This is a genomic window from Actinoplanes sp. NPDC049681 (assembly GCF_044465265.1).
In the GTDB taxonomy this organism is placed as follows: Bacteria; Actinomycetota; Actinomycetes; order Mycobacteriales; family Micromonosporaceae; genus Actinoplanes.
Genome location: NZ_JBITLP010000003.1, coordinates 638,086 through 656,202, shown reverse-complemented (window position 1 = coordinate 656,202; position 18,117 = coordinate 638,086). Strand labels below are relative to the sequence as shown.

General features: G+C 73.3%; 18 protein-coding genes and 1 pseudogene. 12 read left to right on the top strand and 7 right to left on the bottom strand.

Annotation, left to right across the window (positions count from 1 at the left end; translation table 11 throughout):
* The 3 genes and pseudogenes from ACIBO8_RS12930 to ACIBO8_RS12920 form a co-directional block, all read left to right on the top strand.
* Window positions 1-797 (top strand): annotated as a pseudogene (locus ACIBO8_RS12930) (hypothetical protein); the annotation flags it as partial.
* 28 nt (window positions 798-825) lie between these two features.
* The gene (locus ACIBO8_RS12925; RefSeq protein ID WP_396115325.1) at window positions 826-1,494 is read left to right on the top strand and encodes an activator of HSP90 ATPase; all 669 of its coding nucleotides are present in this window, start codon (window positions 826-828) and stop codon (window positions 1,492-1,494) included.
* Window positions 1,495-1,699: 205 nt separating this feature from the next.
* Window positions 1,700-3,631, top strand: coding sequence for a SpoIIE family protein phosphatase (locus tag ACIBO8_RS12920; RefSeq protein WP_396115324.1), 1,932 nt, complete (start codon window positions 1,700-1,702; stop codon window positions 3,629-3,631).
* Here ACIBO8_RS12920 and ACIBO8_RS12915 read toward each other — a convergent pair.
* From ACIBO8_RS12915 to ACIBO8_RS12905, 3 genes are read right to left on the bottom strand one after another with little or no spacing between them, the layout of a single operon-like run.
* Entirely contained in the window at window positions 3,611-5,056 is a 1,446-nt protein-coding gene (locus ACIBO8_RS12915; RefSeq protein WP_396115323.1) for a hypothetical protein, read from the bottom strand. The two genes, ACIBO8_RS12920 and ACIBO8_RS12915, sit on opposite strands and share 21 nt — an antisense overlap.
* Complete coding sequence (locus ACIBO8_RS12910; protein ID WP_396115322.1) at window positions 5,053-6,162, bottom strand: hypothetical protein; 1,110 nt, start codon at window positions 6,160-6,162, stop codon at window positions 5,053-5,055. The genes ACIBO8_RS12915 and ACIBO8_RS12910 overlap by 4 nt, the downstream gene beginning before the upstream one ends.
* Window positions 6,159-6,752, bottom strand: coding sequence for a hypothetical protein (locus tag ACIBO8_RS12905; protein WP_396115321.1), 594 nt, complete (start codon window positions 6,750-6,752; stop codon window positions 6,159-6,161). Before ACIBO8_RS12905 ends, ACIBO8_RS12910 begins: the two co-directional genes overlap by 4 nt.
* Window positions 6,753-6,911: 159 nt before the next feature.
* Here ACIBO8_RS12905 and ACIBO8_RS12900 point away from each other — a divergent pair, with 159 nt between their 5' ends.
* Window positions 6,912-7,196, top strand: a complete 285-nt coding sequence (locus ACIBO8_RS12900) for a DUF427 domain-containing protein (RefSeq protein WP_396115320.1) — start codon at window positions 6,912-6,914, stop codon at window positions 7,194-7,196.
* 35 nt (window positions 7,197-7,231) lie between these two features.
* Here the strand turns inward: ACIBO8_RS12900 and ACIBO8_RS12895 are convergent, their stop codons facing one another.
* Window positions 7,232-7,627 carry a hypothetical protein gene (locus tag ACIBO8_RS12895; RefSeq protein ID WP_396115318.1) on the bottom strand — a complete coding sequence of 132 codons (396 nt, stop codon included), beginning with the start codon at window positions 7,625-7,627 and terminating at the stop codon, window positions 7,232-7,234.
* Window positions 7,617-7,817 carry a hypothetical protein gene (locus tag ACIBO8_RS12890; protein ID WP_396115317.1) on the bottom strand — a complete coding sequence of 67 codons (201 nt, stop codon included), beginning with the start codon at window positions 7,815-7,817 and terminating at the stop codon, window positions 7,617-7,619. Before ACIBO8_RS12890 ends, ACIBO8_RS12895 begins: the two co-directional genes overlap by 11 nt.
* Window positions 7,818-8,002: 185 nt before the next feature.
* Here ACIBO8_RS12890 and fxsA point away from each other — a divergent pair, with 185 nt between their 5' ends.
* The 4 genes from fxsA to ACIBO8_RS12870 all read left to right on the top strand — a co-directional run bounded on the left by fxsA (window position 8,003) and on the right by ACIBO8_RS12870 (window position 12,073).
* Window positions 8,003-8,209 (top strand): FxSxx-COOH cyclophane-containing RiPP peptide, encoded by a 207-nt coding sequence (fxsA, locus tag ACIBO8_RS12885; protein WP_396115316.1) that lies wholly within the window; start codon window positions 8,003-8,005, stop codon window positions 8,207-8,209.
* Window positions 8,210-8,224: 15 nt separating this feature from the next.
* Window positions 8,225-9,685 carry an aKG-HExxH-type peptide beta-hydroxylase gene (locus ACIBO8_RS12880; RefSeq protein ID WP_396115314.1) on the top strand — a complete coding sequence of 487 codons (1,461 nt, stop codon included), beginning with the start codon at window positions 8,225-8,227 and terminating at the stop codon, window positions 9,683-9,685.
* Window positions 9,686-9,731: 46 nt separating this feature from the next.
* Window positions 9,732-11,420: a putative bifunctional diguanylate cyclase/phosphodiesterase gene (locus ACIBO8_RS12875; protein ID WP_396115313.1), complete on the top strand. Its 1,689-nt coding sequence runs from the start codon at window positions 9,732-9,734 to the stop codon at window positions 11,418-11,420.
* 122 nt (window positions 11,421-11,542) lie between these two features.
* Window positions 11,543-12,073 (top strand): snapalysin family zinc-dependent metalloprotease, encoded by a 531-nt coding sequence (locus ACIBO8_RS12870; RefSeq protein ID WP_396115312.1) that lies wholly within the window; start codon window positions 11,543-11,545, stop codon window positions 12,071-12,073.
* Window positions 12,074-12,113: 40 nt separating this feature from the next.
* On the opposite strand, the gene ACIBO8_RS12865 is transcribed toward ACIBO8_RS12870, so the two are convergent.
* The gene (locus tag ACIBO8_RS12865; RefSeq protein ID WP_396115311.1) at window positions 12,114-12,431 is read right to left on the bottom strand and encodes an STAS domain-containing protein; all 318 of its coding nucleotides are present in this window, start codon (window positions 12,429-12,431) and stop codon (window positions 12,114-12,116) included.
* A gap of 115 nt (window positions 12,432-12,546) precedes the next feature.
* Here ACIBO8_RS12865 and fxsT point away from each other — a divergent pair, with 115 nt between their 5' ends.
* The 3 genes from fxsT to ACIBO8_RS12850 are packed head-to-tail and all read left to right on the top strand — an operon-like array spanning window position 12,547 to window position 15,812.
* Window positions 12,547-14,970, top strand: coding sequence for an FxSxx-COOH system tetratricopeptide repeat protein (gene fxsT, locus ACIBO8_RS12860; RefSeq protein ID WP_396115310.1), 2,424 nt, complete (start codon window positions 12,547-12,549; stop codon window positions 14,968-14,970).
* A gap of 1 nt (window position 14,971) precedes the next feature.
* Entirely contained in the window at window positions 14,972-15,370 is a 399-nt protein-coding gene (locus ACIBO8_RS12855) for a helix-turn-helix domain-containing protein (RefSeq protein WP_396115308.1), read from the top strand.
* Between the two features lie 34 nt (window positions 15,371-15,404).
* Window positions 15,405-15,812 (top strand): VOC family protein, encoded by a 408-nt coding sequence (locus ACIBO8_RS12850; RefSeq protein WP_396115307.1) that lies wholly within the window; start codon window positions 15,405-15,407, stop codon window positions 15,810-15,812.
* Here ACIBO8_RS12850 and ACIBO8_RS12845 read toward each other — a convergent pair.
* Window positions 15,796-17,121 carry an MFS transporter gene (locus ACIBO8_RS12845; RefSeq protein WP_396115306.1) on the bottom strand — a complete coding sequence of 442 codons (1,326 nt, stop codon included), beginning with the start codon at window positions 17,119-17,121 and terminating at the stop codon, window positions 15,796-15,798. The genes ACIBO8_RS12850 and ACIBO8_RS12845 overlap by 17 nt on opposite strands.
* Before the next feature lie 70 nt (window positions 17,122-17,191).
* Here ACIBO8_RS12845 and ACIBO8_RS12840 point away from each other — a divergent pair, with 70 nt between their 5' ends.
* A complete protein-coding gene (locus ACIBO8_RS12840; RefSeq protein ID WP_396115305.1) occupies window positions 17,192-18,100 on the top strand; it encodes a GlxA family transcriptional regulator in 909 nt (302 codons plus the stop codon).
* Window positions 18,101-18,117 lie beyond the last annotated feature (17 nt).

The window sequence follows — 18,117 nt, the reverse complement described above, 5'->3', positions numbered from 1 at the left end:
GCTCGGCGGGCACCGGCTCGGCGGGCACCGGCTCGGCGGGCACCGGCTCGGCGGGCACCGGCTCGGCGGGCACCGGCTCGGCGGGCACCGGCTCGGCGGGCACCGGCTCGGCCGGCTCGGGTTGGTCCGGGATCGTCCATCCCGAGCGGTATGCGGCAGTGGCCCTCGAGGCCGAGATCGATCGGGTGGCCCGAGCCCTGGTCGGAACGCGCAACGACACGCTGAACCGGGCGGCGTTCGCGCTCGGCCGGCTCGTGGGTGCAGGCTTCCTCGACGCCGCCACCGTGTCGCGGGAGCTCATGGCGGCCGGTGCTTGGTGCGGGTTGGGTCGGGCGGAGACGATCCGCACCATCCGCTCAGGTCTGAGCGCGGGCCGGCGATTCCCCCTGAACCGCGCACCGACGGGCCGACCGCAGTCGGCCGCCACCCAGCCCAGCGCCACCCAGCCCAGCGCCACCCAGCCCAGCGCCGCCCAGCCCAGCGCCGCCCAGCCCAGCTACGACCCGCCCAAGGCCGCCGAGCCCGGCTACGCCCGGCCTCGCGTTACCCAGCCCAAGACCGCCCAGCGGAAATCGAGTCCGGAGAGTTCCGGACAGGCCTACTCCGGGGCTGCCAGTCCCGAGCAAGGTTCCTCCGCCCGTCCGAAGCAGCTCGGCGAGCACCGGCCCGAAGCCCCGCACCCGGCTCGCGCACCCGGCACACCACTGCCGGCCGGCGACGAACGCCAACGCCCCGGAACGGAAAGGGGACGACACACGAAACGACTTGATGACATCGACGGCGATCGCGTGGCGTGATCCGGAGACTACCGCCAGGATAGTGACCGTGACCGATCAGCAAAGGCCGAAGCCGTACGACGTCGAAGTCTCCGTGACCGCGGGCCGGGACCAGGTCTGGGCCGCCGTCACCCAGCCGGACGTGTTGCGGCAGTGGTTCGGGTGGGACTACGACGGGCTGGACGCCGAGATCCGGCACATCTTCGTGGACGAGGCGACCTTCCTCGCGCCGGAGCAGATGGGCTGGGCCGACGGGTCCTATCTGGAGGTCACCGGGGACGAGGACCGTGCCACGGTCCGGGTGGTGCGCGAGGGGCGGCCGTCCGGCGATCGCGACCGGTACGACGCCATCGAGGAGGGTTGGCGGTCCTTCCTCATCCAGCTCCGCTACCTGCTCGACGAAAAGCCGACGGGCGTACGCCGCACGCTCTACCTGACGGGCACGGCCACCGGCCGCCAGGCGCTCGCCCTGGCGGGCGGCAAGGCCACGCCGGTCGGCAAGCGGGTCGCGTGGCTCGTCGACGCCGATGGGCACCTCGTCGTGATCGCCGGGAGGGAACACCTGGCCAGCCGTCAGCCGGGTCGCATGGAGGTGATCGTGTCGACGTACGGGCTGGACGACGCCGCGTTCGACGTGGTGCGCAAGCGCTGGGCCGAGCGCTGGACACCGGTCGCCGGCGAAGCCCGGGTCACGACCGCGGACACGCCCGCACCCTGACGCTCAGGGCCGACGGGCCGAACCGGCACCCTCCGACGCACCCGGACCCACGCTCAAGCCGGCACCCCGACCCTCGGACCCCATGTACCCCGCGCCCGCGGCGCCCGGATGAGTGATGTGGATCGGTGCCGCATGCCCTGCATGACGTCCGGCTCCGCGGGTAGCCTGGCTGATCGAACCGCCTGGGGGCGACGGTGGGAGGGGCATGTCCGAGCGCTCGGAACCCGGCGCACCGGATCGCGGTGTGATCGGCGATGCCTCGCGTCTGCGTTCGCTTCAGCGGGTCTGTGTCGGGGCCGAGCCCGATGCGGCTTTCGATCGGTTCGCGTCGCTGGTCAAGCGGCTGCTCGGCGTACCCGTCGCCCTCGTTTCCCTGGTGGACGAGGAGCGGCAGTTCTTTCCGGGGCAGGTGGGCCTGGCCGAGCCGTGGAGTGCCAAGCGGGAGACTCCTCACTCCCACTCGTTCTGCCGGCACGTGGTCATCGAGGGCAGCACCAAGGTGTTTCCCGACGCCCGCATCTACGCCCAGGTCCGCGACAACCTCGCCATCCCGGAGCTCGGGGTCGTGGCGTACGCGGGGGTGCCGCTGACCGATGCCGACGGGCGGACGCTCGGGTCCCTGTGCGCTATCGACACCGAGCCTCGCGCCTGGACCGGCGACGAGCTGGCGATCCTCACCGATCTCGCCGAGGCCTGCTCCTCCGAGCTCCGCCTCCGGATCGCCCGCGACCTCGCGGAGGAGACCCGCAACCAGGCCGAAGAGGCCCGTAAGCAGGCCGAAGCGAGCCGCAACCAGGCCGAAGCGAGCCGCACCGAGGCCGAGGAAGCCCGCCACCAAGCCGAGAAGGCCCTCACCCAAGCCGAGGAAGCTCGCCACCAGGCCGAAGAGGCCCGCGCCCAGCTGGCCATGCTCGCCGAGCTGACCGAAGCCTTCGCCGGCACGCTCGACGTCGAGGAGGGCGTCCGGCGGCTCGCCGGCGGCGTCGTCCCCCGCCTCGCCGACTGGTGTCTCGTCACGCTCGCCGATCCGAACGGCAACGTCCGCCATGTCTCCGCCACGCATCGCGATCCTGCCTTGGCGGCCGACGTCGAGCGGTTCGCCGCGAAGATGGCCGGCGGGCTCGGCGCGGGGTCCGCGGTTCTCGCCGTGCAGCGGTCCGGGCAGCCGGTGCGCCGCCAGGGTGAGACTGCCGAGACGTTGCTGGCTCGTACCACCGATCCGGAGATGGCCGACATCGCCATGCGGCTCGGGTATTCCTCGTTCGTCGTCGTTCCGGTCGCCGCTCCGGTCACGAGGCGGGTGCTGGGGTCGATCGCGCTGGTCAACGGGCCACAGCGGGCCGCGTTCAGCGAGGGCGACGAGCGGACGGCGCTGGACATCGCGCGGCGGGCCGGGCTGGCCATCGACAACAGCCGGCTGTACCGGCAGCAGCGGCACGTCGCCGAGGTTCTGCAGCACAGCATGCTGACCGAGCTTCCCACGATTCCCGACGTGGAGCTGCACGCCCGCTACCTGCCGGCGCAGGCCGGCGCCGCGGTCGGCGGGGACTGGTACGACGCCTTCGCTCAGCCGGACGGTTCGGTGATGCTCGCCGTCGGGGACGTGTCCGGGCACGACATCGAGGCCGCGGCAACGATGGGCCAGCTGCGCAATCTGGTGCGCGGTGACGCGTACGGGCGTGACGACGAGCCCGGCCCCCTGCTCACCCAGCTCGACCGGGCGGTCCGCGGGCTGCGGGTGCCGGCGGCGGCCACGGCGGTGCTGGCCCGGGTACGCCGTGACGGCCCCGCCTACGAGGTCACGTTCGCGAACGCCGGGCATCCTCCGCCGCTGCTGGTGCGCCCCGACGGCACGGTCGACGTCTGGTGGGAGAGCCCGGAGCCGCTGCTCGGGGTCGTTCCGCGGCTGGAGCGTACGACCCACCGCCGCGCCGTGCCGGCCGGGTCGGTGTTGCTGCTCTACACCGACGGCCTGGTCGAGGATCCGGGGCATGTGCTCGACGAGGGCATCGCCCGGGTCCGGGAGATCCTGCACCGACACCAGAAGCTGCCGGGCGACGAGTTGTGCACCCGCCTCGTGGAGGGGGCGGCCCGGCGCGCCGACGACATAGCCTTCCTACTCGTCCGGCTCCTGTGAGGGCGGGCCGCCGTGGGTCCACGGGGTCTGGTCCGGCTCCGGGAAGGCGCCGCCCGGGCGGTACGCCTCGCTGAGTGTCGTCAGCAGCAGCCGCTCACCGACCTCCGGCACGCTGCCCGGCTCGGCGACCAGTTTGCGGCCCATCCCGCCGGAGAGTTCGAGCAGGACCTCGGTCTTCGAGCCGTCGACCGGCGTCACGGAGATCACCGTGGCCTTCTGGGCCGGCCTTGCGGGCGAGGTCAATGCGGCGCCGGGCGCCACCCGTACCGGTTCCGGGGTGACCACCATGATGCGCGGGCGCAGCACCGGTCGTTTGCCGGTGTCGTCGATCCGGTCGGCTTTCGCCAGGGTGACGTCGCCGGCGAAGGCCGCGCCGCTCAGCCGGTGCTCGGCCATCACGAGCGGGTCGTCGAAGGCGCGCTGGACGGCGTAGCGGGCGGCGGCGTTCTCGAGGCGGCTGAGCCGGGCGGCCGCGGCCACGGCACCGTCGCGGCGGGGTTGCGGCGGGCCGCCGTCCGCCAGGTGCTGCACGAAGGACGAGAAGGAGTCGCGGTCGCCGTCCCAGCGCCCGGGGACCCGGGAGCCGGCGGGCAGCGCGCGCAGCAGGTCGAGGGCGCGCCACATCAGGGTCCAGGTGGGCAGGAGCTGGTCGCGCAGCACCCGCGTCAGTTCCGCCACGTCCGGCTCGGCGACCGACAGCAGCGGCGCGAGCACGTGGTTGTCGAACGCCGGGTCGGTGGCCGGGCCGGCCGGGGGCGTCACCGCCGGGTCCTCGGCCCGCGCCGCCGCCTCGAAGACGGACGTCCCCGGCGGCGGGGACAGCCAGGCCATCAGGGCCGCGAGCTGGGCGTCCTCGGCACTGCTCTGCCCGGTCGCCCAATGCGACGACAGCGCCTGTACGGCGTTGAGCAGCAACGACGAGCCCGGCACCTCCGCCGCGTTGGCGAAGAACGTCAGCCACCGTCCGAGCAGGGGCACCGACACGGGCACCGCGTACTCGCCCTCGGTGCTGCGGAAGCGGGTGGAACGCCCGAACAGCCGCAGGAAGTCGATGCCGCCGGGGTTCGGCACCCAGATCTGCGGCGCGTCGGTGAACCGGTAGCGCACGTCGCGTCCCCGGTCCACCGCCACCGCCTCGGTGACCGCGGTGAACGAATCCACGTACGGCACGAGCACCTCGGCGAGGCGGGCGGCGAACGCGAACCGGTCGTCGCGGTTGCGCGGCTGGGCCACGACCAGCAGGTGGGGGTTCGCCTCCGCGGTGCCGACCATCGCGGCGAGCGGCGCGTTGGGTTCACCGGCCATCGTGTACGGGATGAGCACCAGCGGCCGCTCGTGCAGGTGCAGGTGGCGTACCGTCGCGATCGGCTGGGCGCGGCCCGCCGCATACGCCTGCGCCCGGGCGAGCGCGGTCAGCGTGCTCACAGGGCCTCGGCGCGGAGCCGGGCGGCGGCCTGCAGCAACGCGGCCGCCTCGGCCTGTTCCTCGGTGGGCGTACGCGTGCCCGCCGCCAGCGCCAGCGCCTCATCCACGGTGTCCACACCGCCCAGCGCGTCCCGGACCGGGCGGCCCAGCGCCGCGGTGCTGCCGGCGGCCTCGTGCCGGCAGTAGGAGGCCAGCTCGCAGGCGGACAGGCATTCGGGCGCGTACCGGGCCTCGACCTGCCCGAGCGCGGCGGTGAGGTCGGCCGGCGGCAGCGCCGTGTCGAAGGTCAGCGTGGGCGGCAGGGCGGCGACCAGGTCAGCGACCGAGGCGAGCCGGGTGAGCTGCCGGGTGAGGGTGGAAAGCTGCTTGCGGACGTCGACCAGCACGGCCGTGGGCTGCAGGGAGAAGTCGCGGGGGCACACGAGCACCGCGTCGTGGCTGACCAGGGCCGGGTCGTGGCCGAGGTCGGCGAGGAGCCGGCGCAGCGCGAGCACGTACACGGCGGCCTGCACCGCGGCGCCCGAGACCTTGGCGCTGTCGGCCTGGCCGTCGACGATCGCGAACGACTTGATCTCCACGACGTGCAGCAGGCCGCCTTCAGTCCGGTTGTGGGCGGTGGCGGGGTGGTGGGATGGGCTTCCGGCGTGGAAGGCGATGAGGTCCGGCTCGAGGAAGACCTTGCGGCCGGCCACGGCCAGGGTGAGCAGGGGGTGGTCGATGAGGGCGGCTCCGGCGGCGGCCGCGAGCAGGTCCCGGGTACGCCCGTGCCGAGCGGTCAGCGTGGCGTCGTCGTCCTCGCCGAGGTCGTCGTACGAGACGGCGGATGTCTCCAGCGCCAGTACGTCGCGCAGCACCGACAGCAGGAGCGCGCAGTCGTCGGCCTTGAGCATCGCCTCGAAGCCGTTGCCGCGCGCGAGCGCGAAGCGGGACTGCCCGAAGTTGCCGGGGAAGCCGATGCGCTCGGCCAGCCGCGGCTTGTCGACCCCCGCGGCGTCGAGCACCGCGCGCCGGGCGCATCCCGGGTTGGCGGTCAGCGCGGCGATGGTGCGCGCGTTGTGCCGTTTGGCGGGTACGCCGCCGCGGATCCGGTCGAGCGCCGCCGTCACCCGCGCGCCCGCTGGTGGGGCAGGCTCATGACGCCGAACAGCCGCTGCCGCTCGTCGAGGGCCGCCCACCGCCGCTCGACCGCCTCGGGCAGCGCGTCGACGGTGATCTCGGCGAGCGCGGCCCGGGCCGCGTCCGCGAGCGCCCGCGGGTCGTGCACGAGGAACGCCTCGGGACCGCCCGGCACGGTCTCGGCGAGGCGGCTCAGCAGGTCGAGGACGGCACTGCCGGCCTGGGCCCGGATGGCGACGAACTCGGCGATGCGGACCACGGCGGCGAGGGCGTCGGCCCGGGCCGACCGCGCCGACACCAGGCGCCGGGCCGCGGGCCAGCCGGAGAGGGTCACCAGGCCGCGGGCCACCGTCAGGTCGTGGTGCAGGGCCGGGCAGATCCGGTACGCGGTGAGGGCGTCCGGATCGTAGTGCCGTTCCTCGTCGCGCAGCATGACCGCCATGCCGGACATGGACAGGTCCCCGTCGAACAGGGCGGTGTGCACGTCCACGACGAGACGGGCCGGGGCCGGGCCGCCGAGCAGCAGCAGCGCGTGCCGGGCCTGCTCGCGGACGCCCGGAAGCGTGGTCGAACTGATCATGGCGGTGCGCTTCCGTCGGTGGGGGGTCCTGGGCGGATCGACCTTAAATCGTCGTACAGGGCGGGGGCAATGTCCGGATGTCCCCCGGCGTTTCACCCCCGGGAGGCGAATAAACCCCGCATATCGGACGGGGGCCGACGGGCGCGCTACGTTCGGGGTATGCCGAAGGCCATCTGGAACGACGAGATCATCGCCGAGAGCGACGACACCGTGGTAGTCGAGGGCAACACGTATTTCCCGCGCTCCTCGGTGCGGGAAGACGTGCTGCGCCCCTCCGACACGCACACCGTCTGCCCCTGGAAGGGCAAGGCCTCCTACTACACGCTGGAGTCCGGCGGGCACGTCACCAAGGATGCCGTGTGGTTCTACCCCGACCCGAAGCCCGACGCGAAGGCCGTGCGGGACCGGGTCGCGTTCTGGAAGGACGTGAAGGTCGAGGCCTGACGCCGCGCTCGGCGCGGGCGTCCCGCCCGCGCCGCCTACCCGATCCTCGGATGCGCCTCCTCGATGGCGGTCACCTCGAGATAGTCCAGCATGTCCCGCTGTTCCGCGATGTCCAGGGCACCGAACGCCTCGTACGCCGCCGCCCGCGAGTGCGGGGTCTCCGCGGCCAGCAACGCGATGATCGCCGACCAGGCCAGCGAGACCCGGTCGAAGAGCCGCGCCTCGCGCAGCGAGCTGAGCCGGCTCAGCATCGCCACCTTGGTCGCGGCGTCGTCGTCGTGCGGGATGCGGTCGGAGAGCTCGAAGAGCGCCTTGCCCCGGTACGGATGCTCGGCCTCGACCATGCGAGCGAGCTCGGCGTTGTCCATCCGCTCGACCGCGGGCGCGGGACCACGCTGCGGCAGCGGCGGGCGCGGATCCTCAGCGGGCACGGCTGTCCCGCCCGCTCTCGAAGCCGACACCGGGCGTCTGGTGCGGCAGAGTCGGCCGGCTCCGGAAGGTGGGGAACGGCGGCGACGGCATCACCGGCGACTCGGGCTCGGGTTCGGCGTCGGTCTCGCCGGTCGCCTCGTCCTCGGCCAGTTCCTCCACCTGCTCCCCCGTCGGGTCACGCCCCAGCACAGTTTGTCCTCCGTTGCCGACTTTCGTGGTGTTGGCGTCCTATGAGATCACGCCGCGGCGCCCTGAGCGACCCCGCCCCGGGACACGCCCGGACATCACCCGACCCGACGACCGCCGTAATGTGGCGGCAATACATTGATTGTTGCTGACCGACAATTAGCACCATCCGACGAAGGTAGGCGGACGTGGACGGGGGCAGGAGCACCACCGGTGCGACGCCGGAATGGCGGTCGGCCATGATCGATGTGTCGACCCTGTCGCTGACCGAACTCGCGGCGGACGCCGAAGCGGACGGAACGGATGAAAGCGCCCTCGGCCGGTGCCTGCGCCGGCTCGCCGACGAGCTCGCCCGTCCGGGTGAGCCGATCGCCGGATTCAACTCGGCCCTCTAGGACGGCACGGCACGGATGGGATCGACGGCGGTCAGAGCGGCCTCGCCGCATCGGCTCAGCGACACCGCCCTCGCCGCGCTCGGCGCCGGCCGGCCGGATCCCGCCACCCTCGGCGAACTGCGCCGGGCCCGGCTGAGCCGCCACCTCCTGCTGCTGCGCGAGATCGCGGTGGCCACCCGTACGGACGACTTCGCCGCGCTGGCCGCCGCGGAGCGGGCCGAGCCCGAGCGGGTCCGCGACCTGCTGGCCCGCCCCCTCTTCGGCGTCTGGGCCACCCGCTGCCTCACCGCGCTGCGCGCCGGCGCGACCCCGGACCGGGCCGGCGTCGGCCACCTGAGTGATCTCGCCGCCCGGGCCCGGACGCCCCGCGCCCGGCGCGTCCCCGGCAGGCGGCTCACCGCCGAGCACGACGGGCTGCGCATCTCGGTACGGCTCGAGGACACGGATCCCCTGCGCGCCGGGCTCGGCCTGCCGCCCGCACCCCCGCTGACCGCGGAAGAGCTGGCCCGCTGGCAGACGGCGTTCGAGGACGCGTGGCGGCTCCTGGTCGATCTGGTACGCCCCGACGCCGCGATCCTGGCCGCCATCCTCGACAGCGTGGTGCCCGTACGCGCCGACCCGGCCGCCCGCGGCATCAGCGCCACCTCGGCCGACGCGTTCGGCGCCGTGGCGATCTCCGAGCCGGCCGACGCGACCGCCTTCGCCGTGGGACTGCTGCACGAGACCCAGCACAGCATCCTCAACGCGGTGCAGTACCTCTTCGACCTGCTCGCCGCCCCCGACGAGCTCGGCTACTCGCCCTGGCGCGACGACCCGCGGCCCGCGTCGGGGATCCTGCACGGCGCGTACGCGTACCTGACGGTCACGCGCTTCTGGCGCGCCCGGCCCGGCGACCCGCTCGCCCGGTTCGAGTTCGCCCGGTGGCGCGCCGCGGTGGCCGCCGCGGCGGACGGCCTGCGCGATCTCACCCCGGCCGGCGAGCGGTTCGTGGGTGCGTTGCGCGCGGAGGTGCGGCCCTGGCTGGACGAGCCGGTCGACCCGGTTGTCCTGCGCCTCGCCGAGGGCGCCAACCGCGATCATCGGCTGCGCTGGCGGCTGCGGAACCTGCACGTCGACCCGGCGGACGCGGCGGCGCTGGCCTCCGCGTGGCGGCGCGGAGAGCCGGCGCCGCCGGTAACCTCCGTGCTGCGCCCGGCACCGCAGCGGGCTCTGGAGGCGAGCGCCCGGTTGGATCTCACCCACCGGTTGCTGCGCGGGCTGCCCCTGGACGGCGCGGAGGGCGATCTCGCGTACGTGCGCGGGGACGACGCCGCCGCGCTCAGGGCGTACCGGAAGAATCCGGGTGACCGAGCCGCCTGGGCCGGGATGTTCCTGACGGGCGGCCTGCGGGCCGCGCCGGAGCTCGCCGCGGCGGCCTACGACGCGCTGCGCGACGACCCTCCCGACCCGCTCGCCGTGTCGAGGTGGGTTTCCTAAAGTCACCCGCCGCCGGGCCGATCATGCTGCCCGTTGGAGGTGGGACATGAGCCGGACCGGCAAGACCGTGGATCGTGTGCGTCGCTGTGTCGACGTCATCATGATCTTCACGTCGCTGCTGCTGCTCGCCTGGCCGGCGCTGTTCGCGGACGCGACGCGGGGCGGTGCCGAGCCGTTGACGCTCGCCGTCGGCGTGAGCCTGGTGCTCGGGTTCGGCGCCGGCGTGCTCCTGCTGGCCCGCCGGTGGCCGCTGGTGCAGTACGCCCCGGTCGCCTCCGCCGTCGTCATGGCCGGCTACTGGTTCGCCCACAGCGGCTCGAGCAACCGCGGGCTGACCTGGCTCACCATCGTCGTCGCCGCGATCATCCTGCTCCGGCAGTTCCTCGGTGCGCGGACCAACGAGGGCCTGGTCCGCGACCTGACCCGGCAGCGCGCCCAGCTGGCCCGGCAGGCGTTCCGCGACCCGCTGACCGAGCTCGGCAACCGCAAGCTCTTCATGGACCACGCCACCGACGCGCTCGCCGACGCGGACGACACCATGACCGCCGTGATTCTCGTCGACCTGGACGGGTTCAAGGAGGTCAACGACACGTACGGGCACTCCGTCGGCGACGAGCTGCTGCGTACCGCGGCCGAGCGGCTGACCGCCAACGTCCGCAACAACGACACCGTCTCGCGTCTCGGCGGCGACGAGTTCGTCGTGCTGCTCCCCCGCCTCGTCGACGACCAGATCGCCGACACCGTGGCGAACCGGATCCTGCGCGACCTCGAACAGCCCCTGATCATCGGCGACGTCGTGCTGACCATCCCGGCCAGCGCCGGCATCGCCATCACCCGCGGCGCCGGCACCGCCGTCGACGAGGTCATGCGCGAGGCCGACCTCGCCCTCTACCAGGCCAAGGCCGAGGGCAAGGGCCTCGCCCGTCGCTTCGACCCGGCGCAGTTCGCCGCGGTGGAGGCCCGGCGCCACGAGGAGGCGGACCTGCGCCGTGCCGTCGACGCCGGCGAGTTCGAGGTGCACTACCAGCCCATCGTCGACCTCGAGGGCGAGCGTACGGTCGGCGTCGAGGCCCTCATCCGCTGGAACCACCCCGAGCGCGGCATGATCCCGCCGGTGGCGTTCCTGGACATGGCCGAGTCGCTGGGCCTGCTCCCCCGCCTCGGCGGCTGGGTGCTGGAGGAGGCGTGCCGCCAGGCCGCCGAGTGGCAGCGCGACAACCCGGGCTTCGAGCTCAACGTCAACCTGTCGGCGAGCCAGCTCGGCAACCCGGACCTCGTCGACGAGGTCCGCGGCGTGCTCGAGCGCACCGGCCTCCCGCCGAACCTGCTCGTGCTCGAGCTGACCGAGTCGGTCGCGCTCGTGGACCTGGTCGAGTCGGCCCGGGTGCTCGGCGCGCTGAAGACCCTCGGCGTGCGGATCGCGCTGGACGACTTCGGCACCGGCTTCTCGTCGCTGAGCCACCTCGGCACCCTGCCGGTCGACGTCGTCAAGATCGACAAGTCGTTCGTGCAGGCCATGCAGGAGAGCTCCGGCGCCTCCGTGGCGGAGGCGGTGCTGCAGATCGCGCGGACCTTCAAGCTGGCGCCGGTGGCCGAGGGCGTCGAGGACGCCACCCAGGCCTCCCGGCTGCGGGAGCTCGAATGCGCGCAGGCGCAGGGCTACCACTTCGCCCGGCCGATGCCGGCCGGCGACCTCACGGCGCTGCTCGCCCGCGAAGCCGCCCTGTCCCGCTGACGAACGACCGGCCGCCATCACGTGACCATGAGGCGGCAACAGGTATGACCGAACTGCATCGATGAACGTCGTTCCCTGACTACCGTGTGGGCAGTCCGTCCCCACCCTCAGGGAGGTCATCGATGCTGTTCAAGAGACTGTCCGCCGTCCTGCTCGCGTTCCTGGCGGCGGCCGGCCTGCAGGTCGCCGCCGCGGATCCCGCGGCGGCCGCGCCACGGGTGCTGTACTACGACGCCAGCCAGGCGCAGGAGTTCGTCGCCGTCGTCAACCAGGGTGCGCAGATCTGGAACAGCCGGGTCACCACCGTCCGGCTCGAGCCCGTCCCGGCCGGGCGCACCCCCAACATCCGCGTGTACGCCGACAACGGCTGGCCGCGGACGTACACCACGTCGCTGGGCAACGGCCGCTGGTACATGGGCCGGGAGGCGGTGAACGAGGGCTACTACGTCCCGCGGATCGCCGCGCACGAGTTCGGGCACATCCTCGGGCTGCCGGACCGCCGCACCGGCCTCTGCTCGGACCTCATGTCGGGCAGCAGCGCGCCGGTCTCCTGCACCAACGCCTACCCGAACGCCACCGAGGCCGCCACGGTGAACAACAACTTCCGTACGGCGGTCGCGGTGCCCGCCAGGGAATTCGCCTGGGTCGGATGACGTGACCTCCAGGGCCGTCCGGAGCACGCACCGGGCGGCCCTACTGCTTGAGCTCGACGACCTCGAGGACGCCGCTGAGCACCAGGATCTGGTGCACGCCGCGGGTCGGGCGGGCCAGGAAGAACTCGACGCCCTCGTCCCGCGCCCGCTGGAAGCCGAAGATGATCGCGCCCAGCCCGGTGGAGTCGATGAACGACAGCTTCTCGAGATCGACGACCAGCGTCCGCGGGCGGGCCTCGAGGGCCTCGACGAGGGCGATCCGGACCTGGTCCACGTTGAGCACGTCGACCTCGCCCTGCAGGGCGACGGTGACCACGTCGGCGTCGCGGTCGAGACTCGTCACGGGTTCGTCGGTCACCGGGGGGCCTTCCGTTTGATGCGGTGGGGCCAATCTTCCGTAGTGGTGATGATTCCACGTACGGTAATCGGCAGCATGACAGTAGAGGGCGGGGACATCTGTGGGGAGGGGCGGCGTGCCGATCCGGGGCGGTCTGCCGCCGCGCAACACGCGATTCGTCGGGCGCGAGGGGCTCCTCGCCGACATGCGCGAGCTGCTCGGCAACGGACCGGTGGTGTTGCTGCCCTCCGCCGATCACCAATTGGGCGGCACAGGACGTACCCAGCTCGCCGTGGAATACGCGTACCGCTACGCGGACACGTACGACCTGGTGTGGTGGATCCCCGCCGAGCAGACCGCCGGCATGCGGGCCGCGCTGGTCGGGCTCGCGCAGGAGCTCAAGCTGCCGGAGGCGCGGGACATCAACCGCACGCTCGGGGCGGTGCGCGACGCGCTGAGCCGCGGTGAGCCGTACCGGAACTGGCTCGTCGTCTTCGAGAACGCCAACCGGCCCGAGGACATCAAGCCCTACCTGCCGAGCGGCGCCGGCCACGTGCTCGTCACGTCCCGCAATCCGCGGTGGACCACCGAGGTCGCGCAGGCCATGCCGGTTCCCGTCTTCGACCGTACGGACAGCGTGGACTTCCTGCAGCGCCGCGCCCCGGAGCTGTCCGCCGCGGACGCCGACCGGCTCGCCGCCCACCTCGGCGACGTACCGATGGCCCTCGACGAGGCCTCCGCGGTGCGGACCGCGACCGGCTGGAGCGTCGAGGAGTACCTGCGCCGCTACGACGCCCGCGCCGGCGAGCTGGCCTTCCCGACCCCGATCCGGGTCGCCTGGGGACTGGCCGCCGACGGGCTCGCCGAGGCGTCCCCGGCCGCCTTCGAGCTGCTCCAGCTGAGCGCCTTCCTCGCCAGTGCGCCGGTGTCGTGGGAGCTGCTGTGGGCCGCCCGCGGGCTGGTCTCGCCGGAGCTCGCCCGTACCGTCCGGATCGAACGACGGCTGAAGGCCGCGATCCGCCTGACCGGCCGCTACGGCCTGGCGGACCTGGATCCGCCGGGCGAGAGCCTGATCGTGCACCCGATGGTCCGCGGCATGCTGGGCCAGCAGCTCAGCTCGGAACGGCACGCCGCCCTGCTGCGCACGGTGCGCGCGATGCTGGCCGCCGCCGACCCGGGCGACCCCGACAACCCGACGCACTGGCCCCGGTACGCCGAGATCATCCCGCATCTGGTCCACTCCGACGTGCTCGGCGGCGACTCGGAGGAGATCCGCCAGCTCGTCATCAACTGCATCCGTTTCCTCTACGCCCGCGGCGACTACGACTCCAGCCGCGACCTGGCCAACCAGGCGGTGTCGCGGTGGCGGGACAGCCTCGGGGAGACCGACGAGCAGACCTTGCTCGCGTCCTTCCACCTGGCGAACGCCCTGCGGGCCGTGGGCCGCACCGCCGACGCCCGGGCGCTGAACGCGCAGACCCTGCGATCGCAGCGCGAGGTGCTCGGCGGCGACGACGAGACCACCCTGGCGACCGCCAACAGCGTGGGCGCCGACCTGCGGATGCAGGGCCACTTCGGGCAGGCCCGGCAACTGGACGCCGACAACCTGGTCCGCTACCGCCGGCTGTTCGGCGAGAGCTTCCCGACCGCGCTGCGCTGCGCCAACAACCTCGCGGCGGACCTGCGGCTGCTCGGCGACTTCCGGGGCGCGAAGGCACTGGACGAGCAGGTGCTGCGACACCGGCAGATGATCTTTGTGGACGGGCACCCGGAGACGCTGTCGTCGCGGGCCGGGCTGGCGTTCGACCTGTTCGGCCTCGGCGACTACGCGGGTGCCTCGGAGCTGCTCGCCGTCGCCGGCCACTTCGACACGCTGGGGCCCGACCATCCGATGGCGCTGTGGGCCGGGCGGTTCGCGGCGATGGCGGCGCGGCGCTCCGGGCGTACGGAGGCCCGCGCGCTGGCGGCGACCAACGTGGAGCTCTACCGCCAGAAGTTCGGTGACCTGAGCGTGGAGACGCTGGGCGCCATGGTGTCGCTGGCGAACTGCGCCCGCGACGCCGGCGACCTCGACGAGGCGCACCGGCTGCTGGAACGGGCGGTGGCCCGCTATCACGCCGTACTCGGCGACGAGCACCCGTTCACCCTCGCCGCCGCCGCCGATCTGGCCGGGGTGGTCCGGGCCACCGGCCGGTACGCCGAAGCCCGCACCATCGACCAGGAGGCGCTCGGCGGCCTGCGGCGCAGCGTCGGCGCCGACCATCCCTTCACGCTCAGCTGCGCCAACGGCATGGCGGCCGACCTGCTCGCCACCGGTGACGCCCAGCAGGCCCGGGAGATCGCGCTGGACACGCTCAACCGCTCCCGCATCGTGCGCGGCGCCGATCACCCGGACACCCTGGCCTGCGCCTTCAACGTGGCGCTGGACGCGGGCGACGACGGCTCCACGCAGGCCGCTTCGGAGGAGCTGCAGAAGGTGTACGGCGACAGCCACCCGCTGCTCGCCCGCGCGCTCTCGGGCACCCGCCTGGAGACCGAGATCGAGCCTCCGCCCCTCTGACATGCGCGCGGTGGAGGACACGAACCGGCGGATGCTGCGGGCCCGGGACGCGATGGACCGGGACTACGCCGAGCCGCTGGACGTCGCCGCCCTGGCCCGTATCGCGCACGTGTCGCCGGCCCACTTCGCCCGCACGTTCCGGGCGACGTTCGGGGAGACACCGCATCGCTATCTGCAGCGCCGCCGGGTCGAGCGATCGATGTTCCTGCTGCGGGAGAGCGACCGCAGCATCACCGACATCTGCTTCGAGGTGGGCTTCGGCAGCCCGGGCACGTTCAGCCGGACGTTCCGGGACATCGTCGGCCGGTCTCCGCGTCAGTACCGGCGGGAGGCGGCGGCGCTCGCGGGCGTACCGACCTGCTTCGCGATGGCATGGATGCGACCGAGCAGTTCCGGATAAGTTTTCCGGCGCCCCGCTGGCTAGCGTGATCCGCATGTTCAACGCCATCACGCACTCGCAGATCTACGTCCTGGACCAGGATCAGGCCCTCGGCTTCTACGTCGGCAAGCTCGGCCTGGAGGTGACGGCCGACGTCGACCTCGGCTTCATGCGCTGGCTCACCGTCGGCGTACCCGGCCACCCCGACCGGCACATCCTGCTCGAGAAGCCGGGGCCGCCGGCGATGTCCGAGGAGACCGCGCGGCAGGTCCGCGAGCTGGTGACCAAGGGCGCCACGGGCGGCTCACTGATCTTCTCCACGGACGACTGCCGCAAGACCTACGAGACGCTGCTCGCCAAGGGCGTCGAGTTCACCGAGGAACCGACCGAGCGTCCGTACGGGATCGACTGCGGGCTGCGCGACCCCTTCGGCAACAGCATCCGCTTCACCCAGCCGAAGTAGTCGCGGCCGGCGCGGCGGCGGGAAACGCGAGGCCGATGCCCGGACCCGCCGGGCCGGTCTCGCGGGTACGCCGCCCGGCCAGCAGCATCAGCGAGAGCAGCGACGCCGTCAGCGCCAAGGTGCCCGCGCCGTACCAGGCCCAGTCGTAGCTGCCGAGCCGGTCGCGCACCAGGCCGGCCGAGGTGGCCGCGATCGCCGCGCCGAACTGGTGCGAGGCGAAGACCCACCCGAAGACCACCGCGCCGCTCGCCCCGAAGTACTCCCGGCAGAGGGTGACGGTCGGCGGCACCGTGGCCACCCAGTCCAGGCCGTAGAACAGGATGAAGACCACCATGCTCGGATGCGCCGTGGCGGCGAACAGGGACGGAAGCACCAGCAGCGAGAGCCCCCGCAGCGCGTAGTACGCCCCGAGCAGCAGCCGGCTGTCGACCCGGTCGGTGAGCCATCCGGACGCGATCGTGCCCGCGATGTCGAAGAGTCCGACGAGGGCGAGCAGGCTCGCCGCCGTCGTCCCCGCCATGCCGTGGTCGTGGGCGGCCGGGATGAAGTGGGTGCCGACCAGCCCGTTCGTGGTGGCCCCGCAGATCGCGAAGCCCCCGGCCAGCAGCCAGAACGCCCGGGTACGGGCCGCCGTACGCAGCGAGCGCAGGGCGTTGCGGGCGGCGCTGCCGGGCGGGGTGGCGGGCGGCGCAGGATCGCCCGGGCCGGCCCCGTACGCGGCCACGCCCAGTTCCGCCGGCCGGTCGCGCAGTCGCCACCACACCAGCGGCACCACGGCAAGGGCGGCCGCCGCCACGGTCAGCGCGGCGGTCCGCCACCCGTGCGCGCCGGTGAGCCGCGCGAGCAGCGGCAGGAACACGAGCTGGCCGGCCGCGCCGCCCGCGGTCAGCACACCGGTCACCAGTCCCCGGCGCCGTACGAACCAGCGGTTGGCCACGATCGCGACGAAGCCCAGCGCCATCGAGCCGGTGCCGAGCCCGACCAGCACGCCCCAGCACAGCACGAGCTGCCAGCTCGCCCGCATGAAGACGGTCAGGCCGCTGCCGGCGGAGACGAGGATCAGCGCCCCGGCCACGACCCGGCGCATGCCCAGCTTCTCCATGAGCGCCGCGGCGAACGGGGCGGTCAGGCCGTACAGCAGGAGGTTGACCGACACCGCGGCCGAGATCGTGCCGAGCGACCAGCCGAACTCGTCGTGCAGCGGCTGGAGCAGGACGGACGGCGTGGCGCGGAAGCCGGCGGCACCGATCAGGGCGATGAACGCGACAGCGGCGACGAGCCAGGCGGGATGCGGGCGGCGGAGAGTCACCCGATCATTCTGCGGAGGTCCGGCCGGGCGGACGAGTGGCCGGGAAGCCATGATGCGCAAGAATCGGGCCATGACCCATGCCGTGGCGATGCTCGTCCTCGACGGCGTGGTCGGCTTCGACCTCGGCGTTCCGCCGCAGGTCTTCGGGGCCGCCCGCACCGCCGACAACACCCCGCTCTACACGGTGACCACCTGCGGTCCGGGCGGCCGGCCGGTGCGGCCCGAACGCGGCGGCTTCACGGTCGTGCCGGATCACGACCTGGCGCCGCTGGCGACCGCCGACACCGTGCTCGTGCCGGGGGTGAGCGGCGGGCCGCCCCTGACCGACGGCACGGTCACGGCCGAGGTGGCCGAGGTCCTGCTCGCGGCCGCCGGGATGCTCGACGGCCGCCGGGCCGCCAGCCACTGGGCCTGGGCGAAGCGGCTGGGCCGGCTCTACCCGCGGGTGGAGTGGGACTTCGAGGTGCTGTTCGTCGACGACGGCGACATGCTCACCTCGGCCGGCGTGGCGGCCGGCGCCGACCTGTGCCTGCACGTCGTCCGCGGCGACCACGGCAGCGCGGTGGCCAACCAGGCCGCCCGGCGTTGCGTGATGCCGGCGTGGCGCGACGGGGGCCAGGCGCAGTACATCGAGCGCCCGATCCCGGCAGCGCACGGCAACGGCACCGAGACCACCCGCGCCTGGGCCCTGAGCCGGCTGGCGGAGCAGATCAGCCTGGACGAGCTGGCCGGGCACGCCCGGATGAGCGTACGGACGTTCACCCGCCGGTTCCGCGACGAGACCGGGATGAGCCCGCAGAAGTGGCTGCTGCAGCAGCGGATGGCGCACGCCCGGCTGCTGCTGGAGTCGACCGATCTGAGCGTGGACGTGGTCGCCCGCCGCTCGGGCCTGGGCAGCGCCACGGCGCTCCGGCAGCACTTCCAGCACTCGGTCGGGGTGGCGCCGACGGCATACCGGAGAGCGTTTCGTCACCCCTGACACGCGTCCTCAGCTCA